This window comes from Planococcus sp. CP5-4_YE (assembly GCF_019042655.1).
GTDB lineage: Bacteria > Bacillota > Bacilli > Bacillales_A > Planococcaceae > Planococcus.
Genome location: NZ_JAHPZO010000003.1, coordinates 333185 through 358153, shown reverse-complemented (window position 1 = coordinate 358153; position 24969 = coordinate 333185). Strand labels below are relative to the sequence as shown.

Below are 24969 nucleotides of genomic sequence, written 5' to 3'. Positions count from 1 at the left end.
TCTAGCCGAGTGGGTTTCCTTATTGAGGACGGAGATTTATGAATTCATCTATGGAAAGTATTTTTACGGCGATTGACAATGAAACTGTGTCAATCCAAAAACAGGAAGACAGTTCCTATTTAGAAAGTTTACTCACGACGACGGAGCGCTGGCTGGACGGGCAATTGATTATCGCAGAAGGCGCAACAAAAGAAGATATGCGAAAAGCGCTGCAGCTGTCAATTTTGAAAGGCATGAAAGAGCATGTTCAGCCCCATCATCAAATGACGCCGGATGCTCTCGGCTTATTGATTGGTTATCTGGTGGAGCTATTCGTCAAGGAACAACAGGCGACTGTCCTGGACCCGGCTGCGGGCACAGGCAATTTGCTATTTACGGTGATGAATTATTTAGACGGCCGCATGAGCGGGACAGCTGTCGAACTGGATGATTTGTTGATCCGCCTGGCTTCGAATATCGGCAATTTGATCGAGCAGCCAGTGACGTTTTATCTGCAGGATGCCTTGCAGCCGTTGTTGATCGATCCAGTCGATTGCGTCGTTTCTGATTTGCCGGTCGGTTATTATCCGGACGAAGCAACTGCCTCGAATTATGAGTTGAAAGCGGAAGAAGGCATGTCCTATGCCCATCACCTGTTCATCGAGCAGTCCTTGAAGCATACAAAAGAAGGTGGCTATTTGTTCTTTGTCATTCCACGGAACATTTTCGAGTCGCCGCTTGCCGGGCAATTGCACAGTTTCCTCAAACAACAGGCGCATATCCAAGCCGTGATGGAGCTGCCGGAGAACATCTTCAAAAATGCCCAGCATGCCAAGGCCATTTTGGTTTTACAGAAGAAACAGGACGGCTTGAAAGCACCAAAAGAAGTGCTCCTTGCACGCGTCCCGAATATGTCGAAGCCAGAAACGATGGCGAAATTCTTCACGCAAGTCAATGGATGGTTCAAAGAAAACAAATCATGAAATCAGCCGGCCCTATTCGGATAGGGCCGGTTTTTCCGTTTCTGGAAAAAGGCAGGAACTTTCAAGCAAACGGCGAATAGCGTAAAGAGGCAAGAGAACGATTAGCTTGAAAGGAGTGGGAGTATGTATCAGAACATCTTATTGGCCGTTGACGGTTCGGAAAATTCCATTCGTGCAGCTAAAGAAGCAGTGAAGATCGCTAGTTTGGCCGACGGGTCGGAAGTGACGGTCGTCTATGTATCGGATTATAAGGAAGATGAGAATGAAGTGATTCACGACGCATCAGCGATGGAATTCGATTTGGCCAGAAAGAAAAAAATTCAGCCAGTTGTTGAAATGCTCGACAGGGAAAAAGTATTTCACCAAATTGAAGTGTTGCATGGTATACCAGGCCCGGCCATCGTTAAGATGACCAAGGAAAGGGCATATGATCTTGTTGTCATCGGCAGTCGCGGGTTGTCGCCGATCCGTGAAGTGATGCTTGGCAGCGTTAGCCATAAAGTTGTCAATCATGCAGAATGCCCTGTACTTGTAGTCAAATGAAAATTGTCCCTTGCGCCTTGCGGTGATTTGGTATACTAAGAACATCTGTCGATGCCTAATAAAGCATCGTGAATTATAGGAGATGAGTAGATAGATGATGGAGTTGCCGAATTGCCCGAAATGCGGTTGTGAGTATACGTATGAAGATGCAGGAATGGTGGTCTGTCCGGAATGTGCACATGAATGGAACCCGGCTGAACAACTGCAAGAGGAAGCGGTGCGCGATGCCGTCGGAAATGTTTTGCAGGACGGGGACGCTGTCACAGTCATTAAGGATTTGAAAGTGAAAGGCAGTTCCAATACTTTGAAAATCGGCACGAAAGTCAAAAGCATCCGGCTCGTTGACGGAGACCATAATATCGATTGCAAGATCGATGGCTTCGGCGCGATGCAGCTGAAATCGCAGTTTGTGAAAAAAGCCTGATTCCTTGAGTGTGGCTCACACTAAAGTAAAAACCGGCCCCCCTTAATTATTGGAGGATGGCCGGTTTTTTGATGCTATTTATACGCCGCGCTTATTGCCCCATAACAGTGTATGGAGTTGCGGCAGCACTTTTGCGTCGTTAAGGGGGGCGGAAACCAAATGCCTGTCGATCAGCCATTGATACCGCCCGAGCAAATGTTGAACCAGCTTTTCGTCTTCTGTCGTCTGGGTATCGTCATTGCCGACTTGCAAAAAGAATGGGAATAACGGATAACGCAGGTGCAACTGTTCCGCGAAAAAGAAATCGGCTTCGTCAAAAACGACGACTTTCAAGCTGGCTTGAGCTGATGATAGCTTGCCGAGCATGGCATCCAGCTTAGAGTAGTCCAAAATCATGCCCGAGCTCGGGGGTTTCGGAGAGACGGTGACTTCATCAATCTCCGATAGCCAGTCTTGCCAGATGCTGCCTTGCGTTTCAACAGCTGTGCGCCAGCCTTTTTCTTGGCATAAGGCGACCAGTTCCGTGATGCCTTTGTGAAGTGCCGGGTTGCCTCCTGAAATGGTGACATGTGAAAAGGCGTCTTTTCCGAGCTCCTCGAGCTGTAGGACAATGTCATCTGCGGTCATCGCAGTACTTTTTCCCGTGCCATCCCAAGTAAATTTGGAATCGCACCATGAACAGGAATAATCACAGCCAGCGGTCCGGACAAACATCGTCTTCTGTCCCATGACCATGCCTTCGCCTTGGATTGTGGGACCGAAGACTTCCATTACAGGGATCTTCATGAAGACACCTTTTTCGGCCGGTAGACGACATAGCTGGTCGGTGTTTCCCTGACGATGACTTGTACACAAGCCGGCTGGTTATTCGAAAGATCCAGCATGTCCTGGATTAGCTTGTGTATTTGTTGTGCAAGCTGTTCGGTCGTCGGGAATGTGTCGGCGAATTCCGGATGGTCATTCAATACGCTATGGTCGTAGCGTTTGTGGATCAAGTCTTTTAAATGTTTAAAGTCGACGAGAAAGCCAGTTCCATTTAATTGGTCGCCGGCAATCGTGATATTTAAATGGTAGGTATGGCCATGCATTTTGGCGCATTTGCCTGCTTCATCTGCAGGAATGTAATGTGCGGCGGAAAAATGCATATCTTTATTCAATTCAAAGCAATATGGATGCGGGACAGCTGGATAGAATTGCTGCATCAAGCTTCTGCACCTGCCTTTTGGGCCAGATACGTCTTCAAGCCTTCGTTTCGCAGCACGCAGGACGGGCATGTCCCGCAGCCTACCGCTGGAATGCCGTGGTAGCAGGTCAAGGTTTCGGTCTGGACGAAATCGAATGCGCCAAGCTCGTCGGACAATTCCCAGACGCCTGCCTTATCGAGCCACATGAGCGGCGTATGGATGACGAATTGCTTGTCCATTGATAAGTTGAGCGTGACATTGAGCGAACGGATGAAGGTATCCCGGCAATCCGGGTAGCCACTGAAATCCGTCTCGCTGACACCGGTCACGAGGTGGCGCGCGCCAAATGCATCGGCGTAAATTGCCGCAAAAGACAGGAACAATAGATTGCGTCCTGGAACGAAAGTGGAAGGAAGGCCATCCTTTTGCTCTTCCACTTCAATCGAATCGCGTGTCAAGGCATTGGCGGATAATTGGTTGATGAGCCCCATGTCAAGGACCTGAAGCGAAACACCCAGCGTCTCTGCGATGCGTTTGGCATGATCGATTTCTTGCGCATGGCGCTGACCGTAATCGAAAGTGACGGCGAGCACTTCGCTGAATTGTTCCAGCGCCCAAAATAAGCAAGTAGTGCTATCTTGCCCGCCGCTAAAAACAACGACTGCTTTTTCATTTTTCATTTAAATGCAGCTCCTTAGTTTTTTAGAGAGGGAGTTTGCGAACCTCTTTTATGAAACAGTTACCATAATAGCATAATTAGGCAGGTTCCTGTGCTTTTTTAGGTGTAGTAAAATGGAGTCAGGGTATACAGGTGGTAAAAGGGAGGAGTGGCTGCAAATGAAAGCTATAGTCATCGACCAGTACGGAGGAAAAGAGCAATTGAAAGAACGTGAAGTGGAAACGCCAGCCATTTCAGCGCATCAAGTGTTGGTGGAAGTTCACGCAACTTCAGTCAACCCGATTGATTGGAAGCTGAGAGAAGGCTATTTGAAAGAAATGCTGCCATGGGAATTCCCGATCATTCTCGGATGGGATGTTGCCGGAGTCGTCAAAGAAGTAGGCGATGAGGTCAGGCATTATCATCCAGGCGACCGGGTTTTTGCGCGCCCGGATACCACGCGTCAAGGAACGTATGCAGAATTTGTCCCCGTTGATGAAAATCTGTTGGCGCGCATGCCGGAAAGCATGAGTTTCGAGGAAGGCGCGGCGATTCCATTGACTGGGCTAACTGCATGGCAATGTCTGGTGGAGATTGGGCATATCAAGAAAGGCGATAAAGTGCTTGTTCACGCAGGGGCAGGCGGCGTTGGAAGCATGGCTATCCAGATCGCCAATAGCATCGGTTGCCATGTAGCAACGACAGCGAGTGATAAAAATGATGAATTGGTTACTTCTCTAGGTGCAAACCACGTCATCGACTATCGCGAAGAGGATTTCTCGGATGTCCTTGAAGATTTTAATTTCGTGTTGGATACAATGGGTGGAGAGACCTTGGAAAAAAGCTACGGTGTACTGAAGCGCGGCGGGCGGCTCGTTAGTATTGCCGGACAGCCAGATGAAGAGAAGGCTGAGAAATTGGGCATTACAGTGAGTAGTTTCTGGCTTGAGCCAGATGGCCAGCAACTAAAGAAATTAGGCGATTTATTCGTCAGTGGTGAAGTTAAGCCGGAAGTCGGCCACATCTATCCATTGACAGAAGAAGGTGTGCGCGAAGCGCATGAATTAAGCGAATCCCATCATGCAAGAGGTAAAATCGTTATTAAAGTGAAGGACTGATTATTTGGTCACAAACAAGAAAGCACGCGGCTTAGATGCCGCGTGCTTTCTTGTTTATCATTCAGGTTTGCCTGAACGTTCTTCTGAATAGTAATCTTCTGGCGCATCGCTTTGTGCTTCATCTGTACGGACGACAAGTACGTCGCATTTTGAAGAGCGGACGATATGTTCTGATACACTGCCGATGAGGAAGCGCTCGACAGCATTCAAGCCGGTAGCTCCACAAATGATCAAATCGGCTTCAACTCTCTCAGCCAGTTCGCGGGGAATCATCGTTTTAGGTGAACCGTAATCGACCACGATATTGACTTTTTCAACACCGCCAGCTTCGGCTTCCTTTTTATAATCCCCAAGTAAGTCTTCGGCGAATTTCTGGGCGCGGTCAGCAATCGAACGGTCATAAGCTTCAATTGCGGCAAACGACCGGGTATCGATTACGTTTACCAAGTTCAACGTCGCATGGTTGCGTGTGGCGATACCGATAGACTTTTTGAAAGCCCATTCCGCTTCTTTCGATCCGTCGACAGCTACCATGATTTGATTATACTTTAATGTCATCTGTACATTCCTCCTTTGTCTATACTGTAACTTTCGAGGCATGGGCAAATTGTTCCTTCCTAAAAGAGGTAGATTTATCGATTTATTTACCAAGTTATTTTCTTTCGCTATATGGATATATCTTTACATCATTATGCAAGCGCTTTCCTTTGCTCTTTTGACGGTTAAAAAATTATCTCTTGATAACACAAATTAATGGAGCAATATCAAATAAAATCTGTTAGAATGGATGTGGTTTCAAATGCTGATAGTTTGGTTCATTTTATTATTTCAGACACAATATAATGGAGGGTTTTGTAATGCGTATCGGGGTACCTACAGAAGTTAAGAACAATGAAAATCGTGTGGCTATGACACCGGCAGGAGTAGTAAACTTGGCACTTTTCGGCCACGAAGTTTTCATCCAATCCGGTGCGGGGCTTGGATCGGGCTTTACGGATTTTGATTATGAAGCAGCTGGTGCTGTCATCGTCGCTGATGCTGACCAAGCGTGGGCGCAGGATATGGTCATGAAAGTGAAAGAGCCGGTAGCTAGCGAATACAAGCATTTCCGTGAAGGCCAAGTGCTCTTCACTTACTTGCATTTGGCGCCGGAAGTGGCATTGACGAATGCTTTGCTTGAATCGAAAGTGACAGGCGTGGCTTATGAAACGGTCCAACTTTCAAATAATTCATTGCCGCTCCTTACGCCGATGAGCGAAGTGGCTGGCCGCATGTCCACGCAAATCGGTGCCCAGTTCCTTGAGAAAATTCACGGTGGCGGCGGCATCCTGCTTGGTGGCATCCCTGGCGTTTCGCGCGGTAAAGTGACGATTGTCGGCGGTGGCGTAGCTGGAACCAACGCTGCGAAAGTGGCGATCGGGATGGGCGCTGATGTAACGATCCTTGACTTGAACCCTGAACGCTTGCGCCAACTGGACGACTTGTTCGGCAAAGATGTGCAAACATTGGTTTCTAATCCACTTAACATCGCGCAATCGGTTAAAAATTCGGATCTGGTCATCGGAGCGGTATTGATTCCGGGAGCGAAAGCACCTAAATTGATCACTGAAGACATGATCAAATCGATGAAGCCAGGTTCTGTCGTAGTGGATATTGCCATCGACCAAGGCGGCATCTTCGAGACAAGCGACCGCATCACGACTCACGATGCACCGACTTATGTAAAACATGACGTCGTTCATTATGCCGTTGCGAATATGCCGGGTGCCGTTCCGCGCACATCGACGATCGGCTTGACGAATGTAACGGTCCCTTACGCAGTGCAAATCGCCAATAAAGGGCTCAAGCAAGCAGTCCTCGATAACGAAGCATTGAAAAAAGGCGTCAATACGATGGATGGCCATGTCACGTATAAAGCCGTCGCTGACGATCAAGGCCTCCAATACAAATCAGTCGACGAATTGCTTCAATAATAATGGAAAAGAGCTGTTCCTGGAAAATCCCCCATACGGATTTTCGGAACAGCTCTTTTTTTATCGGTTGATGATGGTCAATTCTTTCGGATATTTGGTCAGCACTTCGTAGCCGTCTTCTGTGACGACCATATCGTCTTCAATGCGCACGCCGACTTGATCCGTGACATAAATGCCGGGTTCGATCGTAAATACCATGCCCGCCTCTAGCGGCATATCGTTGCCTCCATGGATCGACGGGAATTCATGGACAGAAATCCCAAGGCCGTGGCCAAGGCGGTGCGTGAAATATTCCCCGTAGCCTGCGTCTTCGATGGTCTTGCGGGCAATCCCGTCAAGTTCCGCCGCTGTAACGCCAGGTCGCACCGCATCAAGTGCTGCTTGTTCTGAGCGCTTGACGATATCGTATACTTCTTTCGCTTGTTCGCTCGGTTCGCCGAACGCCAATGTGCGGGTGATATCCGAGCAATAACCCTCATAAATGACGCCAAGGTCCATTAGCACGAGATCGCCGCGTTCAATTTGGCGTTGCCCTGTTTTGCCATGTGGAGAAGCGGCTTTCGGGCCTGTCAGGACGGTGGTGTCAAACGACATATGGGTGATGCCGCGTTTTTTCAATGCCGTTTCGATTTCGGTCATCAATTCGATTTCGGTCATCCCTTCTTGCATCACGTCGGCTGCTACTTCGATCGCGTAATCCGCAAGCGAGGCGGCATGGCGCAGGATGTCGAGTTCTGCTTCATCTTTGATGACGCGCATGACGTTCATCTGGGCATCGATCGAATGGATTTCGGGCGACTGGAAATAATGGTTGATCGCATCGTAGCGCTCGACGATCATATGCGCTTTCTCGATAGCAATGCGCTCTATCGGCTGATTGCGGTTGGCTGCTGTTTCGTACAATACTTGCATCGCGTCTTGCGTATCGGCATGTCCCGCAATTTCACCCGTCCACCCGGCAGCTTTTGCATCAGGCGCTTCCATGGCCGGACAGATGAGGAACGGTTCTGCCTCAGCAAACACCATGACGGCGAGCAAGCGCTCTTTCGGGTCGCTGTTAAAGCCGGTTAAATAGAAAACATTGTGCGGGTCGGTAATGAGCGCCGCATCGAGTTGCTGCTGTTTCAAAAAACTTTGCAAGTTAGTCAATTTGTTCATATGTATTCCTCCCCTTCATGTGTAGCATATCAAAAATCAGGGTATAAAACAGCAGAAAGCCATGAGCCAAAACTCTATTGGAGGGATATCATGAAAATCTCATATCACGGCCATTCGGTTGTCAAAATTCAAACCGAAGGCAAAACGATCCTCATCGATCCGTTTATCACCGGAAACGAATTGACGGACCTGACAGCAAGCGAAGAAAAACCGGATGCGATTCTGTTGACGCATGCGCATAACGACCATGTCGGCGATACGGTAGACATCGCAAAATCAAGCGGTGCAGTCGTTGTGGCGCCTGTGGAGCTGGCGAATTACCTGAGCGGGCAAGGCTTGGAGGCAGTCGGAATGAACCTCGGCGGCGCCAAAGAGTTCGAATTCGGCAAAGTGAAATTCACGAAAGCGTTCCATAGCTCCTCCTATACGACAGAAGACGGGGAAGTCATCTACGGCGGCATGCCGGCCGGTATTCTGTTCGAAGCGGAAGGGAAGACGGTGTATCATGCTGGGGATACGGAAGTGTTCGGGGACATGGAGATAATTGGCAAACGCCATTCGATCGACTTGGCGTTCTTCCCGATCGGCGATTTCTTCACCATGGGCCCGGAAGATGCGGCTTATGCCGTGGAACTGATCAATCCGAAGACGGCGGTGCCGATCCATTACAACACCTTCCCGCCGATCAAGCAGGACCCAGAACAATTCAAGCAAGCAGTCAAGCAGGCGGAAGTCCGGATCATGGAGCCTGGAGACAGCATCGACTTATAAAATACGATAGCAAGCAGGCAAGGGGAGACATTCATTCCCTTGCCTGTTTTTTTTTATTACCGAGAGCCAAGCCTTGCTTTTCAAAGGCTGCTGCCGGATTGTCGACTTCCATTCGGATTATGATAAACTAAGGGGTAGAGGATAGCAGAAAGATTGGTGAAACAATGGCGACGAAACACGAACAGATTTTGGACTATATCGAGACTTTGGCTGTGGGGGAGAAAATCTCCGTTCGCCGGATTGCCAAAGAGCTTCAAGTATCAGAAGGCACCGCTTACCGGGCTATTAAAGAAGCGGAAAACAAGCGGCTGGTTTCGACGATCGAACGGGTTGGCACCATCCGCATCGAGCGCAAGAAGAAAGAGAATATCGAACGGCTGACGTACGCGGAAATCGTCAAAGTCGTAGACGGCCAAGTGCTCGGCGGGCGTGCCGGGCTTCATAAATCATTGAACAAATTCGTCATCGGGGCGATGCAGCTCGAAGACATGATGCGCTATACGGAGGCAGGCAATCTGCTCATTGTCGGGAACCGTTACAAAGCCCATGAATATGCTTTGCAGGCAGGGGCAGCGGTTCTTGTGACAGGGGGCTTTGACGCTTCTGACCAAGTGAAAAAGCTGGCTGATGAACTGGAATTGCCGGTCATCTCTACTAGCTACGATACCTTTACGGTAGCGACGATGATCAACCGGGCGATTTATGACCAATTGATCAAAAAAGAGATTCTGCTCATTGAAGACATCTTGATCCCGCTGGAAAACACTCATTTTCTTCACGTTAAAGATCCGATCAGCCGCTACAATGAACTGAACAATGAAACTACTCATGGCGGTTTTCCAGTCGTCGACAGCAGCGGCAGGCTGGTCGGGATCGTTACTTCACGAGACGTCATCGGCGCGTCAGATACAGAATTGATTGATAAAGTGATGACCAAGGACCCGATTACTGTGTCGTTGCAGACGAGCGTTGCGGCAGCAGGGCACCGGATGATCTGGGAAGGAATCGATTTACTGCCGATCACTGACGACCACCATCATTTGATGGGCATCATCAGCCGGCAGGATGTACTGAAAGCAATCCAAACGGCCCAGCGCCAGCCCCAACAAGGCGAGACGATCGACGACATTATCAAGAGCCAATTGAACCAAGTGCAAGAAGACAAGCTCAGCCTGGAATTTCGCGTCACGCCCCAAATGACCAACGCGTACGGCTCGCTGTCGTACGGAGCTTATACAATGGTGCTGACGGAAGCGGCGGCAACGGCACTCAAGACAAAAAACCGCAAAGACAGCGTGCTGGAAAACATGACCGTTTATTTCCTGAAACCTGTGCAGCTGGACGCGGCATTGATCATCCGGCCGACAATTCTGGACATCAGCCGCAAATCAGCAAAAGTTGATGTCGAAGTGCTGAACGAACAGCAAGTGATTGGCAAAGCGATGCTGACTTTCCAATTACTCGACCGCTGAAGAGCGCTGTTTTAATAAGATAGCAGTCCCTGGCTTGTGCCAATCAAAAAAACAACCTCTCCGCAAGGGAGGGGCTGTTTTATGGATTTAGGCGGGTTTCTTCGTCAAGAAACGCTTGGTAATGGCGGTTGGCCTTGAAATTGTGGACGATCAGCGCCAAGCCAAGAACAATAAAGATACCGGCGATGATATAGGTGACAACGGTTTGGAAGATGAACAGCTGGTTGATGCCGAAAAAGGCGATAAAACTGCCGAGCGCAATTTGGGCGCGGCTTGCATACCAATTTTTTCGTACCGGCAGACGCGTTCGAATCTGTTTCGTTTTATAGTAAAGATAGAATACAGCAGAAACAATAATCAAAAATATGAATATGAGCATGGGGAACCTCCTGTTATGCAAATCTATCTCCATTGTAATGGGGATGATCAGAAAATGCGAATGGATTTCCCTGTCCACTGGAGGATTGAAGCAATGTATAGTCAAATCATCGACACAATTAAACAATTCGATACCATCATCATTCACCGCCATGTACGACCTGACCCCGATGCATACGGTTCCCAAATCGGCTTGAAATACATATTAAGCCACAACTACCCAAACAAGCGCGTTCTTGCGGCAGGAGAACACGATTACACAATGGATTTCCTTGATTTTCCCGATACGGTTGAAGACGCAGATTTTGAAGGGGCTTTGGTCATCGTTACAGACACGGCCAATACAGACCGCATCGATGATCAGCGCTATCTAAAAGGAGCGAAGTTGGTGAAAATCGACCATCACCCGAATGATGATAATTACGGGGATATTTGTTATGTCGATACTAAAGCCAGCTCTTCTTCTGAAATGATTTACGAATTGTTTGCATGTGGGCAAGCGGATGAAAACTGGATCATGCCCGATAAAGGGGCAAGGCTGCTCTATGCAGGCATCATCGGCGATACAGGGCGCTTCCTGTTTCCAAGCACGACGCAAAAAACCTTCGACGTGGCGGGCGAATTGATCAAATATGATTTTGACCGCAACGAACTCCATAACGGAATGTACGAGATGGATCGTAAATTGCTTCATTTACAAGGATATATGTACCAAAATTTCCAAATAGATGAAAATGGTGCTGCCTTTGTCAAAATCACGCAGGACATTTTGGCGAAATTCGATGTGACTGCAACGGACACCTCATTGCTGGTCGGTTCGCTTGGCAACGTCAAAGGCATCAAAGCCTGGGTTATTTTAATAGAAGAAGATAATGAAATTCGTGTCCGGCTGCGTTCAAAAGGGCCAGTCATCAATACGTTAGCAAAAGAATTCGGGGGCGGAGGGCACCCGATGGCGTCCGGTGCAGTCGCTTATTCCTGGGACGAAGCTGACCGGGTCATTCGGCGCCTGGAGGAAATTTGCGCGAAGGCATGAGGAAAGAAGGTGTTGAAATGGCCTACCCGCATATCGTGACGGCGGCTGATCCGCTTAAAAGCACGATTCGCCTCGAGGAACTGTTTGCAGTTCTCACCGAACAAGGCGCCAGCGCGGCAGCCTTAGTCAATTCCAAATTATACGGCGTCCTGCCATTTTGGGACGCTTGCAAAAAGGCCGGCATCCACGGGGTGCTCGGCCTTTCCGTGCCCGTCGACTTCGACGGTGCCGCACTTCCTGTGGTGCTATATGCGCAGAACAACACCGGCTACCATATGTTACTGAAACTGACGAGTGCATTATCGACTCGGGACGTGGAAGCCATCCCGCAAAAATGGCTGGCAGCTTATCAGGAAGGTTTATTATGCGTAATTCCCGATAATACTGCGTGGGTGCTGACAGACCGCAGCGCAGCGCTCGGCATGCTGTCAGGGTTATTCGGCGAGCGCTTATTCGCCAGCATCGAACGGCCTGGAGGAAGTGTGCAGGGGACTGAAGAAGCATTTACTGAATTCTGCTTGACGTTCGGCCTCAAATTGATGGCAAGCCATGAATGCCGATATGTGAAGCAAGAAGATGCCTTTGCGTATGAAGTGGCGAGATCAATCGGGGACGGCTTCAAGTTAAGCGATCCTGAACGCCCGAAGCCTGAACATTCAGCGGCATTCGTGCCGACACAAGCACAATTATTAGAGTGGTTTTCAGACCATCCTGAATGGCTGGAACAAAGCCGTGAACTGCTCATGAACTGCCGTGTCACCATCCCATTAAACCGCCAATTGCTGCCGAAATATCCGGTAAAAGAAGGCAGCGACAAAAACGAGCTCATCCGTACACTTTGCTTGAAGGGGCTGGAAGAACGTCTCGGGAAATTGGAACAAAGCTATTCGGACAGGCTCGATTACGAGTTAGGCGTCATTTCGTCCATGGGCTATATCGATTATTTCCTCATCGTTTCCGATTTCATGGCTTATGCGAGAAAAAGAGCCATCCTGACAGGCCCGGGTCGCGGATCTTCCGCTGGTTCGCTCGTTGCTTTTGCGTTGCGCATTACGGATGTCGATCCGCTCGCCCATGGGTTATTGTTTGAGCGTTTCCTGAATCCTGAGCGGGTCACCTTGCCGGATATCGACATCGACTTCGCAGACCACCGACGCCATGAAGTCGTTGCGTACGTCGCGAAAAAATACGGCGCCTTGCAGACCGCACAAATCATCACATTCGGCACTTTATCCACAAAAGCGGTCGCGAGAGACACGGCGAGGGTATTCGGTTTTGAAGTCGAAGAGCTCGACAAGATCTCCAAACTCATCCCGAGCCGACCGGGCATCACTTTACGCGAAGCTCTCCGTAAATCGAAAGCGCTGGAGGATTGGATCATCGGCAATGAAACACGCGAACGCTGGTTCAAGACTGCGTTGAAGCTGGAAGGCTTGCCCCGAAATTCTTCGATTCATGCAGCAGGTGTCATTTTGAGCCCAGGCCCATTGGTGGATTACGTTCCGATTGAAAAAGGCAATGATGATATTTTCATTACCCAATGGCCGATGCAGGAACTTGAAGCAATCGGCTTATTGAAAATGGACTTTCTCGGATTGCGAAATTTGACGGTTCTTGAAAACATGGCACATATGCTGAAACGCGATCGGAACTTGGCAATTGATTACCGAAGTTTGCCGCTCGACGACAAAGAAACTTATGCTTTATTGGCGAAGGGCGATACAGCAGGGATTTTTCAGCTTGAGTCGCCTGGTATGCGACGCGCGTTGATGCTCATCAAGCCGAGCGCATTCGGCGATATTGTCGCAGTCAATGCCTTGTACCGTCCGGGCCCGATGGAATTTATCCCGCTTTACGCACGACGCAAGCACGGCGAAGAGGCGGTAGCCTATATCCATCCGGTGCTGGAGCCGATTTTGTCGGAAACGTACGGCGTCATCGTCTACCAGGAGCAGATTATGAAAATCGCTGCCGAAATGGCGGGCTTCAGCTTAGGCGAGGCCGATTTATTGCGCCGTGCGGTCAGCAAAAAAAATCGCCAAATCCTTGATGAAGAGCGACAGCATTTTGTCAGCGGCGCTACCGCAAACGACTATACCGCAAAAGAAGCGGGAGACGTCTATGACCTGATTGTGCGATTTGCTGATTACGGCTTCCCGAAAAGCCATGCGGTCGCTTACAGTATGATTTCCTATCAACTCGCCTATATGAAAGCCCATTATCCTGTGCAGTTCTATGCTGCCCTATTATCGAACAGCCAAGGGAATAATGAGAAAACGGCCCAGTTTATGCGTGAAATGAAAGAGCGTGGAATTTCACTTGCCGCACCGTGCATCGCAAATAGCCGCTATGGGTTTTCGTCAGAGGCACAACAAGTCCGGGCAGGCCTCAGCATCGTAAAAGGCGTTCCTGGAACGGCGGTCAAAGCCATCTTAGCAGCGAGAAAGGAAGGGCCTTTCCAGAGCCTGTTCAATATCGCTGAACGAATATCAGCAGTGCATTTCACCCGTAAGGCTTTCGAGCCGCTTATCAAAGCCGGGGCACTGGACGTACTCGGAAAAGACCGTGCCGTCCTGCTCGCGTCTCTTGACAGCGCGATCAAGCATGCGGAACTGGTCAAGCCGAATGAGGCCCCTGGATTATTTGATGACATGGGATCTAGCTTCATGAAACCGAAATATACCAAAGCCGAACCTATGCCGGATGGGCTTAAGCTCGACTTTGAAAAAGAAGCGCTCGGTTTTTATTTGAGCACGCATCCCGTGGAACGGGAAAAAGAGCAGCGCAACAAAGCATATACAGCACTCAATGACCTGCCGGAGAAAAAAGACCGTGAGCGCGTAGAAGTGCTCGGGCTGGTGGAAGACGTACGGCGCATCCGTACAAAAAAAGGCGATGCGATGGCGTTTGTCACGTTGCAGGATGAAAGCGGAGTGGCATCGGTTACGCTGTTCCCGAAAGAGTATGCGCAATACAACGAAACGCTCGATAAAGATGCCTTGCTCGAAATCCAAGGAACAGCTGAAACCCGCCAAGGTAAGACGAGCATCATCTGCAAAACCATTGTGTAAAGCAGCGCAACAAGCTAGTTTCACATAAGGGGATCGACAAGGAACTGCATTTCTTAAAAAGAAATGCAGTTTTTTCTTTACGGCAGCCGAAATTTTTTGTAAGGTATAGAAAGATTAGTGGTCAGACCACTTTCAAAAAAATGGAAACAAAAGGAGTTTTCATGAGTCAGCCAAAACGCTATTTAAATATTGTAAGTGAAATGCGGGATATGATTCGGGAACAGAACATTCGGCCGGGAGACCGGATTCCTTCAGAGCGGGAGTTGGCTGAGAAGTTAGCGGTCGGCCGTTCGACGATCCGTGAGGCGCTCCGGAGCTTGGAATTGCTGGGGCTTATCGAAACTCGCCGAGGGGAAGGGACATTTTTAACTGACCCAAGAAAACACCGACTCGTCGAATTGCTCGCGACCTTCATATTGCAGGACAATAAAACCTTAGAAGATGTGTGGGAAACGATGTGCATACACGAAACTGCGGCCATCCAGGTTATCTGCGCAAGCGATGCATCAAAACTTCCGGTATGGGAAAGTTTACGTGAGCGGCTGGATGGGCATGAATTCATAAGGGAAGACTTTGTCCGCGAATTGATGGTACTGTCTGGCAACCGCCTTTCGCTGAAAATTTGGTTCTTATTAAAGCAATATGGGGGCAACCCTTATGACGGCGAAGTCATGCCGGAAGAGAGACCCTTGCTGAAAAACATCCTGCAGGCGATCGAGCAGCAGGATGCTGAAACGGCCATCCGGGATTTTAAAGCCTGGAGCAGTGTCTTAATTAAAGGAGAGAATGCACAATGGCAATGATACGCGATATATTCAAGAAAAAACGAGATGAAAAAGAAGCGACGATTCCTTCCAAAGCGGCAAAAGATGTGCCGGAGGGCTTGATGACGAAATGCCCGAATTGCAAACACATTACCTTGACGAAAGAATTGGAGAATTTGGGGAAAGTGTGCCCTAAATGCGATCATCATTTCAAAATGACGGCCCGCGAACGAATCGTCCACCTTTTGGACGAATTGAGTTTTGATTCAGTGGACGATCATTTGAAATCTGAAAACCCTTTGAACTTCCCGGGTTATAGCGAAAAAGTCCAGGCCGACAGTGAAAAAACCGGATTGAACGAAGCTGTTTTAACAGGGACGGGTTCGATTAATGGCCAACAGGTGGTCGTGGCTGTAATGGATTCGCACTTCCGCATGGGCTCGATGGGCTCGGTGGTCGGCGAGAAAATCACGCGTGCTGTTGAGTTGGCTACTAAATTGAAAGTGCCGTTTTTGATCTTTACGGCAAGCGGAGGCGCACGTATGCAAGAAGGCGTGCTGTCGCTCATGCAGATGGCGAAGACTAGTGTCGCTTTAAAACGCCATTCGAATGAGGGTCTATTATTCGTATCGATCTTAACTCATCCGACAACTGGCGGCGTATCTGCCAGCTTTGCTTCTGTTGGCGATATCAATTTGGCAGAACCGAAAGCATTGATCGGCTTTGCAGGGCGCCGCGTCATTGAACAAACGGTGCGCGAAAAATTACCGGAGGACTTTCAGACGGCAGAATTTTTGCTTGACCATGGCCAGCTCGATGCGGTCGTGCATCGCTCTAAAATGCGCGAGACGCTGTCGACCATTGTGCAATTGCATGTGAAAGGGGCTGGATCCGATGTCTAAAAAGAAAATGAAGACGATGGCGTTTGAAGAGCCATTGATTGAATTGAGAAAAAAGATTTCCGAGTTGAAGGAATATACGCAAACGGTAGATGTCGATCTTAGTTCGGAAATCACTTCTTTAGAAGAGCGTTTTGCGAAACTCGAGGAAGAAATCTATGAGAACATGAAACCATGGGACCGGGTTCAAGTGGCACGCCACCCGGAACGACCGACGACTTTAGATTATTTGCCGCTCGTCTTCAAGGACTTCATCGAACTTCATGGAGACCGGGTCTACGGGGATGACGAGGCAATCATCGGTGGCATCGGGAGTTTTGAAGGGCAGCCAGTGACGATCATCGGTCATCAGCGCGGCAAGGACACAAAAGAAAACGTCCGCCGCAATTTCGGGATGCCGCATCCTGAAGGCTACCGGAAAGCGCTGCGCTTGATGAAGCAAGCGGAGAAATTCGGGCGCCCGGTCATTTGCCTGATTGATACAAAAGGCGCTTATCCGGGAAGAGCTGCAGAAGAACGTGGGCAAAGCGAAGCAATCGCGCGCAATCTGGTCGAGATGGCGGGGCTTGAAGTGCCGGTGCTTTCCATTGTCATCGGAGAAGGCGGCAGCGGCGGGGCGCTCGCGCTTGGTGTCGGCAACCAAATCTTGATGCTCGAAAACTCGACGTTCTCGGTCATTTCGCCTGAAGGAGCGGCGTCGATTCTATGGAAAGATGCGGCACTTGCTAAAACTGCAGCGGAAGCCATGAAAATCACGGCGCCTGATCTGTTGAAGATGGGCATCATCGAGCATATGATTCCTGAAGTACGCGGCGGCGCCCATCACGATACCACCTGCCAGGCACAATTGATCAGCGGAGCAATCCGTTATTCATTGAAGGAATTGGAAGGCTTGAGCGCAGAACAATTGATTTCACAGCGCTACGAGAAATTCAGGGCAATCGGCGTTTTCACAGAATAAAAATCAGGCCGCGTTATGCGGCTTTTTTATTTTTCGGGATTCAACAAAAAACGCACGCTGAACAGGAGTTATGGACTGACAGCACAGGCCCTGCGTGGTAAGGTGAATAAAGTAAAAGGAAGTGCAGGAGGCGGTTTTGGTGAAGAAAATTGGAGTGTTGACAAGTGGCGGCGATTCGCCGGGGATGAATGCGGCGGTTCGCGCAGTCGTTCGGAAAGGTATTTACCACGGCATCGAAGTGGCTGGCGTTTATTATGGCTACCAAGGCTTGATTGAAGGCAATATTAAAGACCTGCAAGCTGGGGACGTCGGTGATATTATTCAGCGCGGCGGTACAAAGCTCTATTCTGCCCGTTGTGATGAATTCCGGACAGATGAAGGGCAATGGAAAGCAATTGAACAGATGAAGAAAAAAGGGCTTGAAGGCTTGGTGGTCATTGGCGGAGACGGTTCATACCGCGGGGCGATGGCTTTGACAAAAAAAGGATTCCCGAGCATCGGGGTGCCGGGAACGATTGATAACGATATTCCTGGGACGGATTACACGATCGGTTTTGATACGGCATTGAATACTGTCATCGAAGCGATCGATAAGATTCGCGATACGGCGACGAGCCACGAGCGGACATTCATCATCGAAGTGATGGGTAGAGACGCTGGCGACTTGGCTTTATGGGCTGGACTTGCCGGCGGTGCCGAAACCATCCTCATCCCTGAAGATCCATACGACATCGATGATATGCTTGAACGCCTCGAAAGCGGCCGCAAGCGTGGCAAAAAACACAGCATCATCATAGTGGCAGAAGGCGTCATGAGTGGCGGAGAACTGGCTGAGCTCATCTCGGACAAGACCAATGTTGAAACGCGTGTTTCGGTGCTTGGCCATATCCAACGGGGCGGCACACCGACTGGCCGCGACCGTGTGCTTGGCAGCCTGTTCGGAGCAAGAGCAGTGGAAGTGCTGCTCGAAGGAAAAGGCGGACTGGCGATTGGCATGAAAAATCATCAGGTGGTAGACTATGATATGACAACGGCGTTCGAAAAAGAGCACGATGCCGATATGAGTTTGTACCAGCTTTCTAAAGAATTATCAATTTAAACAGCTAATTGGAGTGAGTCTATTGAGAAAAACGAAAATCGTCTGCACAATCGGGCCGGCAAGTGAATCACCGGAAGTACTAGAACAATTGATGAAAGCAGGCATGAACGTCGCCCGCCTAAACTTCTCGCATGGCGACCACGAGGAGCATGCATTACGCATCAAGCGCATCCGCGAAGCTTCCGAAAAAACTGGCATTACAGTGGGAATCCTGCTGGATACAAAAGGTCCGGAAATAAGAACCCATAAAATGGAAAATGATTCAATTGAACTCGAAACTCACCAGGAAATTACGATTTCTATGACGGAAGTGTTGGGCACAAAAGAGATGTTTTCGATTACTTATGAAAAATTGATTGAAGATGTCCATGAAGGCTCGATGATTTTGTTGGATGATGGATTGATCGAATTACGCGTTACAAGCATCGACAAAGAACAAGGCCAGATCCATACGGTCGTTGAAAATGCCGGCACACTGAAAACGAAGAAAGGCGTTAACGTTCCAGGCGTATCTGTTCAATTGCCAGGAATCACTGAAAAAGATGCTGCCGATCTTTTATTCGGCATTGAACAGGATGTCGACTTCGTTGCCGCATCATTTGTCCGCAGACGTTCAGATGTCATGGAAATCCGCAGTTTGCTGGAGAAAAATGGTGGGTCTCATATTCAAATCATTCCGAAGATCGAAAACCAGGAAGGCGTCGATAACTTGGATGAAATCATTATGGTTTCAGACGGCCTGATGGTTGCACGTGGAGATCTCGGTGTAGAAATTCCTGCAGAAGAAGTGCCGATTGTTCAAAAATCGATGATAAACAAATGCAATAGTGCAGGGAAGCCAGTTATCACGGCGACGCAAATGCTGGATTCCATGCAGCGCAACCCACGCCCGACACGTGCAGAAGCAAGCGATGTAGCGAATGCCATTTTTGACGGCACAGATGCAATTATGCTATCAGGCGAAACGGCAGCAGGGCTTTATCCGGTAGAATCAGTCGAAACGATGCACCGCATTGCAGAGACGACGGAAGCTGCACTTAACCATAAGCAAATCGTTTCTAACCGCCGCAAAGAGAAAGAGTCGAATATGACAGAAGCGATCGGCCAGGCCGTTGCTTATACTGCACTAAACTTGCGTGTGCAGGCAATTTTGGCGCCGACCGAAAGCGGCCATACGGCTAAGATGATTTCCAAATACCGTCCAGGTTCACCGGTCATTGCAGTAACATCTACGACACGAACGGCGCGCAAGCTGGCCTTGATCTGGGGCGTCCAGCCGATTGTCGGAACACGCGTTGAATCGACAGATGAAATGCTCGACGTCGCAGTGGTAGAAGCGCTTAAGCACGGCTTGATCAAGCACGGTGACCTTGTCATCATTACCGCTGGAGTTCCAGTTGGTGAAGCTGGGACAACCAACTTGATGAAGCTGCGCGTCATCGGTGACATTTTGGCGAAAGGGCAGGGCATCGGCAAGAGCGTTGGCTTCGGTGAAGCAGTGGTTGTGCGCAATGCTGAAGAAGCCTTGTCAGTAGATACCGAAGGCAAAATCATCGTCACTTACGGTACTGACCGCGACATGATGGATGCTATCAATAATTGCGCGGGCATCGTGACGGAAGAAGGCGGTTTGACAAGCCACGCTGCAGTAGTGGGGCTAAGTCTTGGGATTCCTGTAATCGTCGGTGTTAAAGATGCAGTGACGAAAGTGGAATCCGGCCAGGAAATCACGATCGATGCAGATGCAGGCGTCATTTATCACGGGCATGCAAGCGTATAGTAAAGAAAACTTGGAGGTCGATTGACTATGATGAAGTGGATCTTTCTGGCATTGGTGATCGTACCGACTCTTGAGCTTGCGATTTTAATCTGGGCAGGCGGGCAGATTGGATTCTTCTGGACACTCGCCTTGATCGTGACGACTGGGTTGCTTGGGGCTTTCTTAGCAAAACGCCAAGGGCTGAAAGCAATCCGTGATATCCAATCGAGCATGAACCAGATGCAGCCGCCAGGCGACCGCCTGATCGGCGCTGCTTTTATCCTGGTCGGCGGAACTTTGTTGCTGACGCCTGGATTTATTTCAGATGCCGTCGGGTTTAGCTTATTGTTCACCCCGACGCAAAAGCTCTACAAGCCGTTGGTTTATCGAATGCTTCAGAAGAAGATGAAAAATACCCGGATTATCGTAGGATAATTCCGGGTTCATTCATCATCAGCCAATCGGTTTTTAAATTTTAACAAGCGTTTTCATTCACAAATTGTACAAAGTTGATTATAATGGCTAGGTAAGTCCATTTACGGAAAAGTACATGAAAACAGATGGCTCATTATTCTGTCTTTTTTTTTGGAATGATGAAGTAGAATGTAGAAGGAGAGATTTATATGACATCATCAAAAGGTTTAGAAGGTGTAGTCGCTACCCAATCGGCGATCAGCTCGATCATCGATGACACACTTACATACGTCGGCTACAATATCGACGATCTGGCGAACAATGCCAGTTTCGAAGAAGTAATTTATCTGCTTTGGCACCAACGTTTGCCAAAAACGGACGAACTTGCTGAGTTGAAACAGCAACTCGCAGATAACATGGCGGTGCCACAAGCGGTGCTTGACCACTTTAAGTCATACGACATCAAAAACGTTCATCCAATGGCGGCATTGCGTACAGCAGTTTCCATGCTTGGCCTCTTCGACGAAGAAGCGGAAGTAATGGAAGATGCAGCGAACTACCGCAAAGCCATTAAAATCCAGGCGAAGATCTCGACACTTGTAACAGCATTTGGTCGTATCCGTTCTGGCCAAGAGCCGATCCAACCAAAAACGGATTATAGCTTTGCAGCAAACTTCCTTTACATGCTGTCTGGCGAAGAACCTAAAGACATCGAAGTCGAAGCGTTCAATAAAGCGCTCGTCCTTCACGCAGATCATGAACTGAACGCTTCTACGTTCACTGCGCGCGTTGCGGTTGCGACACTGTCTGACGTCTACTCAGGTGTAACAGCGGCAATCAGTGCTTTGAAAGGACCACTTCATGGTGGTGCCAACGAACAAGTAATGAAGATGTTGACAGAAATTGGATCGGTCGACCAAGTCGAACCAATTATCAACGAAAAACTCGCAAACAAAGAAAAAATCATGGGCTTTGGCCACCGCGTCTACCAACAAGGCGACCCGCGTGCCAAGCATTTGCGTGAAATGTCTCAAAAACTGACAGAGCTTCGCGGCGAATCGAAATGGTATGACATGTCTGTAAAAATTGAAGAATTGGTGACGAACGCTAAACCGCTTCCGCCAAATGTCGATTTCTACTCGGCTTCGGTCTACCATTCCTTGAACATTGAACACGATTTGTTTACGCCGATCTTTGCAGTGTCCCGTGCGTCGGGCTGGCTCGCGCACATTCTTGAGCAATACTCAAATAACCGTCTGATCCGCCCGCGTGCGGAATACATCGGGCCTGGCATGCAAACTTATGTGCCGGTTGAAGAACGTTAATTCAGGCAATACAATAAAATTTGATGGGGCTGACACATTGTGCAGCCCCATGACTTTGAAATCAGGAGGAACTTACACATGACTAACGGTGAAAAAATCTCAGTAGAAAATGGCGTCTTGAACGTCCCTAACAATGCAGTCATCCCGTACATTATCGGTGATGGAACTGGACCGGATATCTGGAACGCAGCTTCACGCGTATTGGAAGAATCGGTAAACAAAGCCTATAACGGCGAAAAATCAATCGTCTGGAAAGAAGTTTTGGCTGGCCAAAAAGCATTCGACGAAACAGGCGAGTGGCTTCCAGAAGAAACACTTAACGTTATCCGCGAATACTTGATCGCTATCAAAGGGCCACTTACTACGCCAATCGGCGGCGGTATCCGTTCATTGAACGTGGCACTTCGCCAAGAGCTAGATCTATACACTTGCTTGCGTCCAGTGCGTTATTTCGAAGGCGTGCCTTCACCGGTGAAACGCCCTGAAGATACAGATATGGTCATCTTCCGTGAAAACACTGAAGACATCTATGCAGGTATTGAATACGCTAACGGCAGCGACGAAGTGAAAAAATTGATCTCATTCCTTACAGATGAAATGGGCGTTAAAAACATCCGCTTCCCTGAATCATCAGGTCTTGGTATCAAACCGATTTCTGAAGAAGGCACAAAACGCTTAGTACGCGCTGCGATCAACTACGCGTTGACTGAAGGCCGCGACTCGGTAACACTTGTCCACAAAGGAAACATCATGAAGTTCACTGAAGGAGCTTTCAAAAACTGGGGCTACGAAGTGGCTGAACAAGAGTTTGGCGACAAGGTCTTCACATGGAACGAATACGATGCAATCAAAGACGAAAAAGGAACAGATGCTGCGAACAAAGCGCAAGAAGATGCTTTGGCTTCTGGCAAAATCCTTGTTAAAGATTCCATCGCTGACATTTTCCTTCAGCAAATCCTTACACGTCCAAGCGAGTTCGACGTGGTTGCAACAATGAACTTGAATGGTGACTATATCTCTGATGCACTTGCTGCACAAGTTGGCGGTATCGGAATCGCGCCAGGCGCGAACATCAACTACGACACAGGACATGCCATCTTCGAAGCGACTCACGGTACAGCTCCGAAATATGCTGGACTTGATAAAGTAAACCCATCTTCTGTCATCCTTTCAGGCGTCTTGATGCTTGAGCACCTTGGCTGGACGGAAGCGGCTAACTTGATTTCTGCTTCAATGGAAAAAACCATTGCGTCTAAAGTTGTTACTTACGACTTCGCTCGTCTAATGGACGGCGCGACAGAAGTTAAAACTTCTGCATTCGCTGATGAGTTAATTAAAAACATGTAAAATGAAAGAGGAGGCTTTTGCCTCCTCTTTGTTGTATCATCCGACGGAAAGGGGAGTTTTGTATGACATTCAAACGGAAAAAGATTTCGGTAATCGGTTCTGGATTTACTGGTGCTACGACAGCATTCCTGCTGGCGCAGAAGGAATTGGGGGATGTCGTCATCGTCGATATTCCTGCAATGGAAGATCCTGCAAAAGGCAAAGCACTGGATATGGCGGAAGCAGCACCTGTATTGAATTTTGATGCACATATTACAGGAACTTCGGATTACGCGAACACGAAAGATTCCGACCTCGTCATTATCACAGCAGGGGTGGCCAGAAAGCCGGGAATGAGCCGGGATGATTTAGTTCAGACCAATCAGAAAGTCATGAAATCAGTCACTAAAGAAATCGTTGCCCACTCGCCAAATTCGACCATCCTAGTGCTGACCAATCCAGTTGATGCAATGACTTATACTGTCTTTAAAGAATCCGGTTTTCCAAAAGAACGAGTCATCGGCCAATCCGGCGTGCTAGATTCCGCACGGTTCCGCAGTTTTGTGGCACAAGAGCTCAATCTGTCGGTTAAAGACATTACAGGGTTTGTGCTTGGCGGGCATGGAGATGACATGGTGCCGCTTGTCCGTTATTCTTCAGCTGGCGGCGTGCCGCTAGAAACTCTCATTCCAAAAGACCGCCTGGATCAAATCGTCGAGCGGACGCGTAAAGGCGGGGCGGAAATCGTCAACCTTCTTGGCAATGGCTCGGCGTATTATGCGCCTGCTGCTTCTCTTGTTGAAATGGCCGAAGCGATTCTGCTTGATCAAAAACGAGTGTTGCCATCCATTGCTTATTTGCAGGGGGAATACGGCATGGACGGCATCTACCTTGGCGTGCCGGCAGTTCTTGGTGCTTCGGGAATCGAAAAAATCATTGAAATCGAATTGAATGAAAAAGAAAAGCAAGCACTCGATAAGTCGGCTGCCTCCGTGAAGGCAGTCATGGATGTATTGGCTTGACGTACGAGCTGGGCAGGATATCCTGTCCGGCTTTTTCTTTACATAGAAGAAGCTAGTTTCAAGTGTTTATTCCCGCTGTGACAAAGCGAGGGAGCTTGCACTTGTGCTCTAGAAATTGATACTATAAGGATATGAACGACTCAAGGGGAGGGAACGCCTGTGTTGCTCGGAAAAAAACGCAAATTAGGCAGAAAAATTGAAGATATTACAGTCGGTGAGAAGTTGAAGTTGACGGAAAAAGTCGAAGATAAGGATTTGCTTTTGTATCTCGGTCTGACGAACGATGGAAATCCTTTATATATCCAGCATGATTTTGCATCAACGACCAGTTTTGAAAAACCGGTCGTGCCGAATATCATGTTGACGGGAATCGTCACATCAGCGGTATCCAAGTACATGCCAGGCCCAGGTTCGTATATTTGCGAACAGCATTTGGTTTTCAAAAAGCCGGTCTATCATTACGCGACAGTCGATTTTTTATTGGAAGTGGCGGATGTAGACTTAAGGGGCAATTTGGTGACCATCCGTGTTGAAGGCACGGACGAAGAAGGAACCGTTTGCATTGAAGGGAAAATTGTGGCACAGCCGCCGAAGACTTCAAACAAATTAACGACCCAGGCGATGGAGAATTTCTAAAGCAGTTTGGGATGGG

General features: G+C 48.7%; 25 protein-coding genes and 1 riboswitch. Of the genes, 19 read left to right on the top strand and 6 right to left on the bottom strand.

Translation table 11 applies throughout. The annotated features are described in order from the left end of the window. The first annotated feature begins 38 nt into the window (after nt 1–38). The 3 genes from KTG14_RS06160 (at nt 39) to KTG14_RS06150 (ending at nt 1929) form a co-directional block, all read left to right on the top strand. Nucleotides 39–962: a class I SAM-dependent methyltransferase gene (locus KTG14_RS06160; protein WP_216970101.1), complete on the top strand. Its 924-nt coding sequence runs from the start codon at nt 39–41 to the stop codon at nt 960–962. 123 nt (nt 963–1085) lie between these two features. Continuing rightward, a complete protein-coding gene (locus KTG14_RS06155) occupies nt 1086–1505 on the top strand; it encodes a universal stress protein (RefSeq protein ID WP_216970100.1) in 420 nt (139 codons plus the stop codon). Between the two features lie 94 nt (nt 1506–1599). After that, nucleotides 1600–1929, top strand: a complete 330-nt coding sequence (locus KTG14_RS06150) for a zinc ribbon domain-containing protein YjdM (protein WP_254178007.1) — start codon at nt 1600–1602, stop codon at nt 1927–1929. Nucleotides 1930–2007: 78 nt separating this feature from the next. Here the strand turns inward: KTG14_RS06150 and queE are convergent, their stop codons facing one another. From queE to queC, 3 genes are read right to left on the bottom strand one after another with little or no spacing between them, the layout of a single operon-like run. After that, nucleotides 2008–2715, bottom strand: coding sequence for a 7-carboxy-7-deazaguanine synthase QueE (gene queE / locus KTG14_RS06145; protein WP_216970099.1), 708 nt, complete (start codon nt 2713–2715; stop codon nt 2008–2010). Then, a complete protein-coding gene (gene queD / locus KTG14_RS06140) occupies nt 2712–3134 on the bottom strand; it encodes a 6-carboxytetrahydropterin synthase QueD (RefSeq protein ID WP_216970098.1) in 423 nt (140 codons plus the stop codon). The genes queE and queD overlap by 4 nt, the downstream gene beginning before the upstream one ends. Next, a complete protein-coding gene (gene queC, locus KTG14_RS06135; protein ID WP_216970097.1) occupies nt 3131–3793 on the bottom strand; it encodes a 7-cyano-7-deazaguanine synthase QueC in 663 nt (220 codons plus the stop codon). The genes queD and queC overlap by 4 nt, the downstream gene beginning before the upstream one ends. Before the next feature lie 8 nt (nt 3794–3801). Next, nucleotides 3802–3845, bottom strand: a riboswitch (PreQ1 riboswitch). A gap of 105 nt (nt 3846–3950) precedes the next feature. On the opposite strand from queC, the gene KTG14_RS06130 reads away from it, so the two are divergent. Further along, complete coding sequence (locus tag KTG14_RS06130) at nt 3951–4889, top strand: NADP-dependent oxidoreductase (protein ID WP_216970096.1); 939 nt, start codon at nt 3951–3953, stop codon at nt 4887–4889. Between the two features lie 57 nt (nt 4890–4946). Here KTG14_RS06130 and KTG14_RS06125 read toward each other — a convergent pair whose 3' ends face one another. Next, nucleotides 4947–5447 carry a universal stress protein gene (locus KTG14_RS06125; protein WP_216970095.1) on the bottom strand — a complete coding sequence of 167 codons (501 nt, stop codon included), beginning with the start codon at nt 5445–5447 and terminating at the stop codon, nt 4947–4949. A gap of 299 nt (nt 5448–5746) precedes the next feature. Here KTG14_RS06125 and ald point away from each other — a divergent pair, with 299 nt between their 5' ends. Continuing rightward, the gene (gene ald, locus KTG14_RS06120) at nt 5747–6862 is read left to right on the top strand and encodes an alanine dehydrogenase (protein WP_216970094.1); all 1116 of its coding nucleotides are present in this window, start codon (nt 5747–5749) and stop codon (nt 6860–6862) included. Nucleotides 6863–6922: 60 nt separating this feature from the next. Here ald and KTG14_RS06115 read toward each other — a convergent pair whose 3' ends face one another. Further along, on the bottom strand, nt 6923–8020 hold the full coding sequence (locus KTG14_RS06115; protein ID WP_216970093.1) for a M24 family metallopeptidase: 1098 nt from the start codon (nt 8018–8020) through the stop codon (nt 6923–6925). Between the two features lie 90 nt (nt 8021–8110). Here KTG14_RS06115 and KTG14_RS06110 point away from each other — a divergent pair, with 90 nt between their 5' ends. Further along, a complete protein-coding gene (locus KTG14_RS06110) occupies nt 8111–8791 on the top strand; it encodes a metal-dependent hydrolase (protein ID WP_216970092.1) in 681 nt (226 codons plus the stop codon). 164 nt (nt 8792–8955) lie between these two features. Beyond that, nucleotides 8956–10263 (top strand): DRTGG domain-containing protein, encoded by a 1308-nt coding sequence (locus KTG14_RS06105; protein ID WP_216970091.1) that lies wholly within the window; start codon nt 8956–8958, stop codon nt 10261–10263. Between the two features lie 79 nt (nt 10264–10342). Here the strand turns inward: KTG14_RS06105 and KTG14_RS06100 are convergent, their stop codons facing one another. Continuing rightward, the gene (locus tag KTG14_RS06100; RefSeq protein WP_216970090.1) at nt 10343–10642 is read right to left on the bottom strand and encodes a YtpI family protein; all 300 of its coding nucleotides are present in this window, start codon (nt 10640–10642) and stop codon (nt 10343–10345) included. A gap of 93 nt (nt 10643–10735) precedes the next feature. Between KTG14_RS06100 and KTG14_RS06095 the strand changes: the two genes are divergently transcribed. The 12 genes from KTG14_RS06095 (at nt 10736) to KTG14_RS06040 (ending at nt 24953) form a co-directional block, all read left to right on the top strand. Next, on the top strand, nt 10736–11677 hold the full coding sequence (locus KTG14_RS06095; protein ID WP_216970089.1) for a DHH family phosphoesterase: 942 nt from the start codon (nt 10736–10738) through the stop codon (nt 11675–11677). A gap of 17 nt (nt 11678–11694) precedes the next feature. Then, the gene (gene dnaE / locus KTG14_RS06090; protein WP_216970088.1) at nt 11695–14748 is read left to right on the top strand and encodes a DNA polymerase III subunit alpha; all 3054 of its coding nucleotides are present in this window, start codon (nt 11695–11697) and stop codon (nt 14746–14748) included. 161 nt (nt 14749–14909) lie between these two features. Then, nucleotides 14910–15551, top strand: coding sequence for a FadR/GntR family transcriptional regulator (locus KTG14_RS06085; protein ID WP_216970087.1), 642 nt, complete (start codon nt 14910–14912; stop codon nt 15549–15551). After that, complete coding sequence (gene accD, locus KTG14_RS06080) at nt 15542–16414, top strand: acetyl-CoA carboxylase, carboxyltransferase subunit beta (RefSeq protein ID WP_216970086.1); 873 nt, start codon at nt 15542–15544, stop codon at nt 16412–16414. Before KTG14_RS06085 ends, accD begins: the two co-directional genes overlap by 10 nt. Then, the gene (gene accA, locus KTG14_RS06075) at nt 16407–17372 is read left to right on the top strand and encodes an acetyl-CoA carboxylase carboxyl transferase subunit alpha (protein WP_216970085.1); all 966 of its coding nucleotides are present in this window, start codon (nt 16407–16409) and stop codon (nt 17370–17372) included. The genes accD and accA overlap by 8 nt, the downstream gene beginning before the upstream one ends. Before the next feature lie 139 nt (nt 17373–17511). Then, on the top strand, nt 17512–18471 hold the full coding sequence (gene pfkA / locus KTG14_RS06070; protein WP_216970084.1) for a 6-phosphofructokinase: 960 nt from the start codon (nt 17512–17514) through the stop codon (nt 18469–18471). 22 nt (nt 18472–18493) lie between these two features. After that, nucleotides 18494–20251, top strand: a complete 1758-nt coding sequence (gene pyk / locus KTG14_RS06065; RefSeq protein ID WP_216970083.1) for a pyruvate kinase — start codon at nt 18494–18496, stop codon at nt 20249–20251. 27 nt (nt 20252–20278) lie between these two features. After that, nucleotides 20279–20665, top strand: a complete 387-nt coding sequence (locus tag KTG14_RS06060; RefSeq protein WP_216970082.1) for an FxsA family protein — start codon at nt 20279–20281, stop codon at nt 20663–20665. 188 nt (nt 20666–20853) lie between these two features. Further along, nucleotides 20854–21969 carry a citrate synthase gene (gene citZ, locus KTG14_RS06055; protein WP_216970081.1) on the top strand — a complete coding sequence of 372 codons (1116 nt, stop codon included), beginning with the start codon at nt 20854–20856 and terminating at the stop codon, nt 21967–21969. Between the two features lie 78 nt (nt 21970–22047). Beyond that, entirely contained in the window at nt 22048–23316 is a 1269-nt protein-coding gene (gene icd / locus KTG14_RS06050; protein ID WP_216970080.1) for an NADP-dependent isocitrate dehydrogenase, read from the top strand. A 62-nt stretch (nt 23317–23378) separates the two neighbouring features. After that, a complete protein-coding gene (gene mdh / locus KTG14_RS06045; protein ID WP_216970079.1) occupies nt 23379–24317 on the top strand; it encodes a malate dehydrogenase in 939 nt (312 codons plus the stop codon). Between the two features lie 159 nt (nt 24318–24476). After that, the gene (locus KTG14_RS06040) at nt 24477–24953 is read left to right on the top strand and encodes a MaoC family dehydratase (protein WP_216970078.1); all 477 of its coding nucleotides are present in this window, start codon (nt 24477–24479) and stop codon (nt 24951–24953) included. Nucleotides 24954–24969: the final 16 nt, after the last annotated feature.

Coding starts and splice junctions, on each gene's coding strand:
- KTG14_RS06060 (WP_216970082.1), top strand. CDS start 20,279: ATGATGAAGTGGATCTTTCTGGCATTGGTGATCGTACCGACTCTTGAG.
- KTG14_RS06100 (WP_216970090.1), bottom strand. CDS start 10,642: ATGCTCATATTCATATTTTTGATTATTGTTTCTGCTGTATTCTATCTT.
- KTG14_RS06150 (WP_254178007.1), top strand. CDS start 1,600: ATGATGGAGTTGCCGAATTGCCCGAAATGCGGTTGTGAGTATACGTAT.
- ald (WP_216970094.1), top strand. CDS start 5,747: ATGCGTATCGGGGTACCTACAGAAGTTAAGAACAATGAAAATCGTGTG.
- KTG14_RS06095 (WP_216970089.1), top strand. CDS start 10,736: ATGTATAGTCAAATCATCGACACAATTAAACAATTCGATACCATCATC.
- KTG14_RS06115 (WP_216970093.1), bottom strand. CDS start 8,020: ATGAACAAATTGACTAACTTGCAAAGTTTTTTGAAACAGCAGCAACTC.
- accA (WP_216970085.1), top strand. CDS start 16,407: ATGTCTAAAAAGAAAATGAAGACGATGGCGTTTGAAGAGCCATTGATT.
- KTG14_RS06160 (WP_216970101.1), top strand. CDS start 39: ATGAATTCATCTATGGAAAGTATTTTTACGGCGATTGACAATGAAACT.
- KTG14_RS06130 (WP_216970096.1), top strand. CDS start 3,951: ATGAAAGCTATAGTCATCGACCAGTACGGAGGAAAAGAGCAATTGAAA.
- KTG14_RS06085 (WP_216970087.1), top strand. CDS start 14,910: ATGAGTCAGCCAAAACGCTATTTAAATATTGTAAGTGAAATGCGGGAT.
- KTG14_RS06155 (WP_216970100.1), top strand. CDS start 1,086: ATGTATCAGAACATCTTATTGGCCGTTGACGGTTCGGAAAATTCCATT.
- KTG14_RS06110 (WP_216970092.1), top strand. CDS start 8,111: ATGAAAATCTCATATCACGGCCATTCGGTTGTCAAAATTCAAACCGAA.
- KTG14_RS06125 (WP_216970095.1), bottom strand. CDS start 5,447: ATGACATTAAAGTATAATCAAATCATGGTAGCTGTCGACGGATCGAAA.
- dnaE (WP_216970088.1), top strand. CDS start 11,695: ATGGCCTACCCGCATATCGTGACGGCGGCTGATCCGCTTAAAAGCACG.
- queC (WP_216970097.1), bottom strand. CDS start 3,793: ATGAAAAATGAAAAAGCAGTCGTTGTTTTTAGCGGCGGGCAAGATAGC.
- icd (WP_216970080.1), top strand. CDS start 22,048: ATGACTAACGGTGAAAAAATCTCAGTAGAAAATGGCGTCTTGAACGTC.
- mdh (WP_216970079.1), top strand. CDS start 23,379: ATGACATTCAAACGGAAAAAGATTTCGGTAATCGGTTCTGGATTTACT.
- KTG14_RS06105 (WP_216970091.1), top strand. CDS start 8,956: ATGGCGACGAAACACGAACAGATTTTGGACTATATCGAGACTTTGGCT.
- accD (WP_216970086.1), top strand. CDS start 15,542: ATGGCAATGATACGCGATATATTCAAGAAAAAACGAGATGAAAAAGAA.
- queE (WP_216970099.1), bottom strand. CDS start 2,715: ATGAAGATCCCTGTAATGGAAGTCTTCGGTCCCACAATCCAAGGCGAA.
- citZ (WP_216970081.1), top strand. CDS start 20,854: ATGACATCATCAAAAGGTTTAGAAGGTGTAGTCGCTACCCAATCGGCG.